Below are 246 nucleotides of genomic sequence, written 5' to 3'. Positions count from 1 at the left end.
GGCTTTTACTATCTATGCGGTGCCGGCGATGGCGGTCGGCTTCCGCAGCGCGGCGCTGACCATGCGCATCACCCGCTCGTCCATGCTGGAAATCCTGCGCCAGGACTATATCCGCACCGCGCGCGCCGTGGATGATGCGGCTCCAGACGTCGCGGCCGAAGGAATCGGTGCCGAACCAGTGCAGCATGGAGGGCGCGGCCAACCGGTGCGCGGAATCGACGGTGAGCGGATCGGAGCGGCTGATGA

The 246-nt window shown here is 66.7% G+C and carries 1 pseudogene; it reads left to right on the top strand.

Going from position 1 to position 246, the window contains the following annotated elements:
* A pseudogene (locus FNJ47_RS47770) lies at nt 1-142 on the top strand (ABC transporter permease); the annotation flags it as partial.
* Nucleotides 143-246 lie beyond the last annotated feature (104 nt).

This window comes from Bradyrhizobium uaiense, from assembly GCF_010811875.1.
Taxonomy (GTDB): Bacteria; Pseudomonadota; Alphaproteobacteria; order Rhizobiales; family Xanthobacteraceae; genus Bradyrhizobium; species Bradyrhizobium uaiense.
This window is presented reverse-complemented; position numbering and strand designations above follow the sequence as displayed.